Below are 8698 nucleotides of genomic sequence, written 5' to 3' on the forward strand. Positions count from 1 at the left end.
ACTCATTGGATCGGCTGGTGCCGGACAATGCCAACAAGCCCTACGATATCAAGGAGCTGATCCGTAAAACCGTAGATGAGGCCGATTTCTTCGAGATCCAGGAGAATTTTGCGAGAAACATCGTTGTCGGATTTGGCCGCATCGAAGGCAGTACTGTCGGCATCGTCGGCAACCAACCCATGGTTCTTGCGGGCGTTCTCGACAGTGACGCCTCCCGCAAGGCGGCGCGCTTCGTCCGCTTCTGCGATTGTTTCAATATCCCGATCGTGACCTTTGTCGACGTTCCAGGCTTTCTTCCGGGGACAGCACAGGAATATGGCGGCTTGATCAAGCACGGCGCGAAGCTGCTCTTCGCCTACGCCGAGGCAACCGTGCCGAAGATCACCCTGATCACCCGCAAAGCCTATGGCGGCGCCTATGACGTCATGGCGTCAAAGCATTTGCGCGGCGATATCAATTATGCATGGCCCTCGGCCCAAATCGCGGTGATGGGCGCCAAGGGGGCGGTCGAAATCATCTACCGTAAGGATATTGGCGACACGGAAAAGATCGCAGCGCATACAAAGCGCTACGAGGATCGTTTTCTTTCGCCATTTGTCGCTGCAGAGCGGGGTTATGTCGATGAAGTCATCATGCCCCATTCAACCCGCAAGCGGATTTCAAGGGCACTGCGCATGTTACGCAACAAGGATCTCGAAAATCCTTGGAAGAAGCACGATAATATTCCGCTCTGACAGTATGTTATGATCTGAATTGGATTTGGTTTCAGCGACGGAAGCTGAAACCACCATTGGATTCCCGCAAAATCTGGGAAATCGTGCGCTTGTCGCAAGGCTCGCTCAGCTTCTTCGTCGCCTTGACGATCGTCTTGACAGTGGCCATTCTTCGAACACCCTCCATTAAAGCCGCTCTTTACGCGAGCAATCCTTACCGCAATCGGATTTATATTCCGTTGCACTGCACACTATGTACGAGAACTAAACCGATTTAACAAATCACTATTTGTATCGGATTTTGACTTCTATTTGAATGAAACCAATGGATTGGTAAAAGGTTCCTTCACCAGTGCATAAAATAGCTATTCGTTTCAAATCGTCATGCTGCAGCGCAATACTTATATTCCCGTATGTAAAAAACTTTGCGTAAATTACGCTAACGGCAATTAACTGCCGCGGTCTGGCTGAGCCATAACGCGAGCATTCTCGTTGCTCAGGCTAGAACCCTGTCGAGGAAAGCCCGCATTACGCTGTTGAATTGCTCTGGTCTTTGCAGCGGTGCGAAATGGCTCACGCCAGGCAAGAGAAACATCTCCGCCCCCGGAATACTCCCGGCGAGATATTTGGCGTGTTCGAGCTTGATAAACTCATCATGCTCGCTTTGTACAATCGCGACAGGTGTATGGATGCCGGCCAAATCGCTCGCAGTATAGTTGGGCTCGGTTTTCATCATCAGGCCAACCGCATCGACAAACGCCATGAATTGATCCGGCGTGGCCRACAGCTCGGCGTAGTCCTTGGCGTGACGGCTGAAACATCGGTCGATGACCGGGCTGGGTATGATTTCCTTTGTGCCGCTGGGATCCATGTTGCAACCAAAGAAGAATACACCAGCAATTCGTGCAGGAGCTTGCAAGGCGAGGACGAGGGCTATGCACGCGCCGTCGCTCCAACCCACGACGGCAGCCTTTTCGAGGTGCAGTGCATCCATCACGGCTAGAACATCGGACGCCATCAACTCATAGGTAAACGGCCGCAAATCGCGCGTGCTGCGCCCATGACCCCGGCTGTCAATGAGTACAACGCGACGGCCCGAGCCGACCACCATTGGAACTTGATAACCCCAATTGCCGCCATGGCCGAGGCCCCCATGCAGCAGGATTACGGGCGAACCAGCGCCGTATGTGGCGAACCAGATCCGCGCGCCATCGTGATCCACGTAACCTTGATCGCTTGTGACCGGCAAGGGAGCGGCGCCATGCGCTTTGAAATTCTGGAGGTCGTCGTCGTTCGGCAGCATTGAAGAAACCTGATCTAGTTCAGCGCTCCGGCCGTCTTCATGTTAGCGAACTCGCCGACAGCCGAGGCAAGTCTTTCCGCTACATGGCTTCGCCACACCGGATCAAGCATGAGCTTTTCGTCTTCGGCGTTGGACAGATAGCCAATCTCGACCAGCACGGACGGCACATCCGGCGCACGCAGCACCTGAAACCCTGCGAAACGATGCGGGTTGTTGATCATGTTGACGTCTTTCTTGAGTGACTTCACCACAGTTTTAGCAAAGCTCAAGGAGAACGTGTGGGTCTCACGCCGCGTCAGGTCCATGAGAATATCGGCGATTTCCGGTGTCTCGTTATCGTAGGCGATGCCCGCCACCGCATCGGAACGGTTTTCACGATCGGCCATGGCACGCGATTCCGCGTCCGACGCCTTGTCCGAAACAGTATAGACGGTAGCGCCACGTATATTGCCGCGATTGATCGTATCCGCATGAATCGAAATGAAAAGGTTTGCCTCGTATTGGCGGGCGATACGAACCCGTTCGGTCAGCCGCAAGAAAGTGTCGTCACTGCGGGTCATCTCCACGCGCAGACCCGGCAGCTTGGCAAGCTCATCGCGCAATTGCTGGGCAAACATCAAGGTGACGTTCTTTTCCATAATGCCGCTTGCACTTTCCGCGCCACTGTCGATACCGCCGTGACCAGGATCGATGACGATAGTAAACGGTTTCGGTCCCTTGCTCGCCTCATCTGGCGCCGCGGTTGCGAGCCGGTCGCCCTTTGGAGCGGCATTCGTTGAAGCAGTGGTTGCATTTTGTGTCTTCAATGCTTCCGCAAATGCACGGTCCGACGAAGCGACGAAATCCGCCACCAGCCGGTAACCAGGACTATTGTCATTCTTGATGACGTTGAGCTGCTCGACCACAAAGGGCCCCTTGAGTGTAAAGATGAGGCGCGAACGCTGATCATCGATCAATCCGTAGCGCACATCTGTTATCAGCCCGCGCGGCTCCACAGATTTCTTGTCAAAGGCAAAAACCGCTTTGGGAATGTCGATTGCCAACCGGTGCGGCTGATCGAGCAGCATTGTCGATACATCAGGCTCGCGGTCGAAGTTGATGACGACGCGCGTGCGCAGCTCGTCTCCGGCGGCTTGATAAGTCAATGCGGCCAGCTCACCTGCTGCATGAGAGGGCCTGCCTGCCTGCACAAAGACAAGAAGGCCAAATACGGCAGCCATGAATATCCGACAGATCACGCTCATCTCGCTTGGCCCGCCGATGGACGGGCTTCCCCTCTCCATCGTTGTATCAGACATGGCTCACATTGGAACCCTGCCAGGAACACACTATGTATAAGCAATAGGTAGGGAAGCATGGTTAATATTATCTTATGGAATGCCATGTGTGTAATGCGCGGATGACACGATTATGAAGAAGGCCTTGTCATAACGCGGCGCACCTCCTAAAAGCAAAGGTGGGTTACTTTTCTGCCGTCCAGAATCGGGCTCTTTGATGTCACGGTAAATGACCGGCTGACAATGAAGACAGGGACATGGAGCGGCATCGGCGAATTCGCTGTGGGTAACCAAAAAAAGAATTTAGCGCGAGCCGACAGGGATTGTCGGCAACGCTTTTTGTGAACGGCAGATCGCGCAGCCAAGGCGCATCGAGCCAGCCCTTTCGGGGGTATTAACAGTGTCGGCACAGCTGAGAAGCGTGCCATTCGTAGAGGTCGTTTCGTCAGGAACAGGGAATGTTTGTTACAGACGTAGTTAAAACCGGCTTGCAAGCCGCGGCTGCCCGAGGGCAACTCCGCGTGTCGCCGTGTCTGTCTGTTTCTGCGAACTTTAATATATCCGGCAAATGTGAAGATGCGGCGCCAGAAACCTTGCAGGTTTCCTGGCTGTCTCGCGTTGGCAGCGTTTCGGCCGGGGAGAAGAAGTATAATGTCGGACAAAATGCTAATAGACGCCTCCCACCAGGAGGAAACACGGGTTGTCGTGGTTCGCGGCAATCGAATTGAAGAATTTGACTTTGAATCTGAACATAAGAAACAAATCAAAGGCAATATCTATCTGGCGCGGGTGACGCGTGTAGAACCTTCCCTTCAGGCTGCATTCGTCGAGTATGGCGGTAATCGCCATGGCTTTCTCGCTTTCAGCGAAATTCATCCTGATTACTACCAGATCCCGGTCGCCGATCGGCAGGCCCTGATCGACGCCGAGGCGGAAGCTGCAAGCCAGGACGAGGACCACGAGGAGAACGCCAGCGAACAGCGCAGCCGTGACCGCAATGATCGCGGGACGCGCAATCGCCGTCGCGGGCGCCGTGGTCCACGGCAGGAAGACGACGCACCAAAGCTCGACGCTTCCGACGAAGACGTCGCCACTTCCGATGACGAGGGCGAAACCTCCGCTCAGGCCGCTTCGCCCGAATCAAGCGACGACGACTCCACACCGGAAGGCGGAAGCCAGACGATGGCCGCCGCCATTGAAGCAGATGTGATCTCGGAAGCCGTCAATACCGGCGCTGCGGACGAAGCTACAGCAAGCGATAATGAAAGGCCGGTGTCTGATGATGTCGGCGAAGGCAATTCGAGGAGATCGCGGAGTCGCTCGAACGAGGACAAAGACGAGGTCCATGACGAACTCGATGAAGTCGAATCGGTTGGCGCCGAAGATGCGATGGAAGAAGTTCCGACGCATCAGCGGTTCCAGCGCCGTCAGTACAATATCCAGGACGTCATCAAGCGCCGTCAGATCCTGCTCGTTCAGGTCGTCAAGGAAGAACGCGGCAACAAGGGTGCAGCTCTCACGACCTATCTCTCGCTCGCCGGCCGGTACTCTGTCTTGATGCCAAACACCGCACGTGGCGGCGGTATTTCGCGCAAGATCACCAGCATCCAGGATCGCAAGCGCCTGAAGGACATCGTCAAGGATCTTGAAGTGCCGAAAGGCATGGGCGTGATCCTGCGCACCGCTGGCGCCATGCGCACCAAGCCGGAAGTCAAGCGCGACTACGAATATCTGATGCGGCTGTGGGAGAATGTCCGCAGCCTCACACTTGCATCATCTGCACCGACTCTCGTTTATGAGGAGGGTAGCCTGATCAAGCGTTCGATCCGCGATCTTTACAACAAGGACATCACCGAGATCGCTGTTGCCGGTGAAGAAGGCTACCGCGAGGCCAAGGACTTCATGCGCATGCTCATGCCGAGCCACGCGAAAGTCGTTCAGCCCTACCGCGAACTGACGCCGATCTTCGCGCGCAACGGCATCGAGGCACAACTCGATCGCATGCTGCAGCCGCAAGTGACGTTGAAATCCGGCGGCTATATCATTATCAACCAGACCGAAGCGCTGGTCGCGATAGACGTCAACTCCGGACGCTCGACACGCGAACATTCCATTGAAGACACCGCGTTGCAGACAAATCTTGAAGCAGCGGATGAAATCGCGCGTCAGCTGCGTCTGCGCGATCTTGCCGGCCTGATTGTCATCGACTTCATCGATATGGAAGAAAACCGCAACAACCGGGCAGTCGAAAAGCGGATGAAGGATTGTCTGAAGGATGATCGCGCCCGCATCCAGGTCGGCCGCATCTCCCATTTCGGCCTGCTTGAAATGTCGCGTCAGCGCATCCGCGCCAGCGTTCTCGAATCAACGACCCAGGTTTGCGCCGTTTGCGGTGGCACGGGACATGTACGCTCCGCCTCCTCTGTCGCGTTGCACGTCATGCGCTCGATCGAGGAGTATCTGCTACGTCATTCGCAGAACAACATCATCGTTCGCACGACTGTCGCGACCGCACTCTATGTCCTCAACCACAAGCGCCAGAATCTCGCCGATCTCGAAGCACGTTTTGGCCTGACCATCAGTATTGAAGCCGATGATAGCGTTGGCGCCCAGCACTTCGCCATCGACAAGGGCTCGATAGCCCTTGGCCCGATCGTTCCGTTGACCGAGACGCCAACTCTCGGCATCGCCGATGATTTCGACGAAAGCGATCCGGTCATCGAAGATACCGATGATGATGGCGCCGAGGTGCAGACCAGCGAAACCGCACGGAGCGCCGATAATGACGACGCATCGCGCAAACGCAAGCGCAAGCGGCGGCGGCGCGGTGGTCGCGATCGTCAGGAATCGGCAGGTGCCGAGCATGGCCACCAGGTCATCAGCGATGACGATGACGCCGACCAGCCAGCGATCGAAGGCGAAGATGCTGCTGCAACCAAAGCGCGCGAGGAAGAAAACGAACGGCGCAAGAAGCGCCGGCGGGGTCGTCGCGGCGGGCGTAAGAACAAGCGCTTCGACGATGGCGACGATGCGGAAAATCGCGTGACCGCCAAGACGGTACCGGATGCCGAGCCTGTGTTCGTGTCGATCCCGTTGCCCGACTTTTCCAAGCCGAAGACGATTGAAGCGATCGCAGAAGCTGCTTCGGTGCCAGTGACGGCTGAGGTGCTTGCTGCCCAAGACCCTGTGGCAATCGAAGAAATCCTTGCAAAGAAGCCGGTAAAACGCAGATCGCGTTCCAAGGCGGCAATCGAAGCAGCCGAGACTGCCGTTGCTGAGGTTCTAGCCGAAGCGGAACCCGAGGCCCCTGTAAAGCCGAAACGCGCCCCGCGTAAATCGGCGAAAAAGGCCGATGCGCCCGTTGCAACTGAGACCTCCGAGCCAACGGCCACTGTTGAACCGGTCGAGGCAAAGGTTGAGCCCGCAGTAGAATCCAAACCGGCACCAGCGCCCAAAGTGGTTGAAGTCAGCACGCCTGTCGTCACATCGACAGGCAAAGAGAAGAAGTCCGAAAGCGAACCGGCCAAAAAGGGCTGGTGGCAGAAGAAAGGCTTTTTTTGAAAAGCGCTGAACTTTAGAAAGTGATTTTGAAAAACCGGCACACGTGCCGGTTTTTCTTTGTTGAGCTTATGGTTGGCAGCCAACTGGCTTTTCACAATTCAAGGAGTTCTAATAAGCTCACTTTCCTTCAAACATCGATTTCGGTACGAATACGATATGGTAGCGTTTCAAATGACTGGTTTATTTCGACCAATAGCAAATTTTGTACGTGGTGCGATTGTTGCAGGGGCCGCAAGCGCGCTGTGCTTGGCACAAACCGCCATTGCGACTGCCCAGTCTTCATCGGTGCCGATCGTACGGGATGCCGAAATCGAGGCGCTGGTCACCGACTATGCGACCCCGATCATCAAAACCGCTGGTCTTTCCAGAAACGCGATCAGAATCGTTCTGGTCAACAACAACAGCTTCAATGCCTTCGTCGACGGCAGGCGTATTTTCATCAATACGGGCGCCCTGCTCCAGGCGCAGACGCCCAATGAAATCATCGGCGTTCTAGCGCATGAAACGGGCCACCTAGCCGGCGGTCACGAATTCAAACTGCGCGAACAATTGGCCGCTGCCAAGACCATGGCCGTTGTTACAAGCCTGCTCGGTATCGGCGCTGTCGTCGGCGGAGCGGCCGGCGGTGCCAGCGGTCTGTCTAAAGCGGGTATGGGCGTCGCCATGGGTGGTCCCGAAGCCGCCATGCGTAACCTGCTCAGCTATCAACGCTCCGAAGAAATGGCCGCTGACCGGTCAGCCATTACTTATCTCGCAAGCACGGGACAATCGGCCAAAGGCATGCTCACGACGTTCGAGCGCTTTTCCAATGCGCTCGCGTTGACGGGAACCAGCGTCGACCCATACCGCATCAGCCATCCGATGCCCCGGGAACGTATTGCAAACCTTGAGGTTTTGGCCCACGCAAGTCCGTACTACGACAAGCTTGATAGTCCGGCGCTGCAGCAACGTCATGATATGATGCGAGGCAAGATTGCGGCCTATACTGGCGGTGGTGCAAGCGTGTTGCAGACCTTCCGCAAGGATCCGCGCGATATCGGCGCGCGCTACGGCGATGCCATCGCGACCTATCTTAACGGCTCCTCCCAGTCCGCGCTTTCAAAGATCGATGTGCTGATCAAGGAACAACCAAAGAACCCCTATTTCCAGGAGATCAGAGGCGAGATCCTGTTGAAGCAGAACAAGGCGAGCGACGCGGCAAAAGCCTTTCAGAAGGCAAATGCGCTCGATCCGCGCAAATCCAGTTTGATCCGCATGAGCTATGGGCGGGCTCTCATGCTCTCGGGCACGCCGGATAATCTCAAGGCGTCCATAAAGGAAATCAAAGCTGGAATTGCCAGCGATCGCGAATATCCGTCAGGTTATGGCTATTTGGCCCAGGCCTATGCCCAGACGGGCGACATGGTCAGGTCCGATCTCGCCAGTGCAGAACAGAAATATTACTCAGGCAAGATCCAGGACGCACAAATCTTTGCCATTCGTGCACAGCGCGGCTTGAAAAACGGCACGCCCGAGTGGATACAGGCTCAAGATATCATCAATGCAAAGCGCAAGTGAGACGCGGCAACACGCGTTTCGACAGAATTTGAAAAAGGACAGTTCATCATGACAAAAGTCGCCCTGATCGGTGCCGCCGCCGGCATTGTTGGCGTTGCCGCCCTCGCTCTTGGCTATCAGGCCGGCCGGTCTGATGTCGTTGTCGCCAGTGCTGTGCCGGAGATGTCGTCAACCACCGCGTCCACGACTGACAGAGCTGAAATCGAAGGGATCGTGCGGAATTATCTGATCAATAACCCGGAAGTCATGATCGAGGTCCAGACCGCTCTCAATGCCAAGCAGGAAGC

5 protein-coding genes and 1 pseudogene are annotated in these 8698 nt (G+C 55.8%); 4 read left to right on the forward strand and 2 right to left on the reverse strand.

What is annotated here, in order from left to right:
• On the forward strand, nt 1-734 hold a 734-nt coding region (locus tag ACXJ5O_RS14055; RefSeq protein WP_457300427.1), incomplete at its 5' end, for an acyl-CoA carboxylase subunit beta.
• Nucleotides 735-1209: 475 nt separating this feature from the next.
• Here the strand turns inward: ACXJ5O_RS14055 and ACXJ5O_RS14060 are convergent.
• On the reverse strand, nt 1210-2016 hold the full coding sequence (locus ACXJ5O_RS14060) for an alpha/beta fold hydrolase (RefSeq protein WP_457300428.1): 807 nt from the start codon (nt 2014-2016) through the stop codon (nt 1210-1212).
• 14 nt (nt 2017-2030) lie between these two features.
• Nucleotides 2031-3236, reverse strand: coding sequence for an N-acetylmuramoyl-L-alanine amidase (locus tag ACXJ5O_RS14065; RefSeq protein WP_457300431.1), 1206 nt, complete (start codon nt 3234-3236; stop codon nt 2031-2033).
• 708 nt (nt 3237-3944) lie between these two features.
• On the opposite strand from ACXJ5O_RS14065, the gene ACXJ5O_RS14070 reads away from it, so the two are divergent.
• The 3 genes and pseudogenes from ACXJ5O_RS14070 to ACXJ5O_RS14080 all read left to right on the forward strand — a co-directional run.
• Nucleotides 3945-6854, forward strand: a complete 2910-nt coding sequence (locus ACXJ5O_RS14070; RefSeq protein WP_457300429.1) for an Rne/Rng family ribonuclease — start codon at nt 3945-3947, stop codon at nt 6852-6854.
• Nucleotides 6855-7010: 156 nt separating this feature from the next.
• Nucleotides 7011-8411, forward strand: coding sequence for a M48 family metalloprotease (locus tag ACXJ5O_RS14075; RefSeq protein WP_457300430.1), 1401 nt, complete (start codon nt 7011-7013; stop codon nt 8409-8411).
• Nucleotides 8412-8459: 48 nt separating this feature from the next.
• Nucleotides 8460-8698 (forward strand): annotated as a pseudogene (locus ACXJ5O_RS14080) (DsbA family protein); the annotation flags it as partial.

This window comes from Phyllobacterium sp. P5_D12 (assembly GCF_054049495.1).

Coding starts and splice junctions, on each gene's coding strand:
- ACXJ5O_RS14070 (WP_457300429.1), top strand. CDS start 3,945: ATGTCGGACAAAATGCTAATAGACGCCTCCCACCAGGAGGAAACACGG.
- ACXJ5O_RS14075 (WP_457300430.1), top strand. CDS start 7,011: ATGGTAGCGTTTCAAATGACTGGTTTATTTCGACCAATAGCAAATTTT.
- ACXJ5O_RS14065 (WP_457300431.1), bottom strand. CDS start 3,236: ATGGCTGCCGTATTTGGCCTTCTTGTCTTTGTGCAGGCAGGCAGGCCC.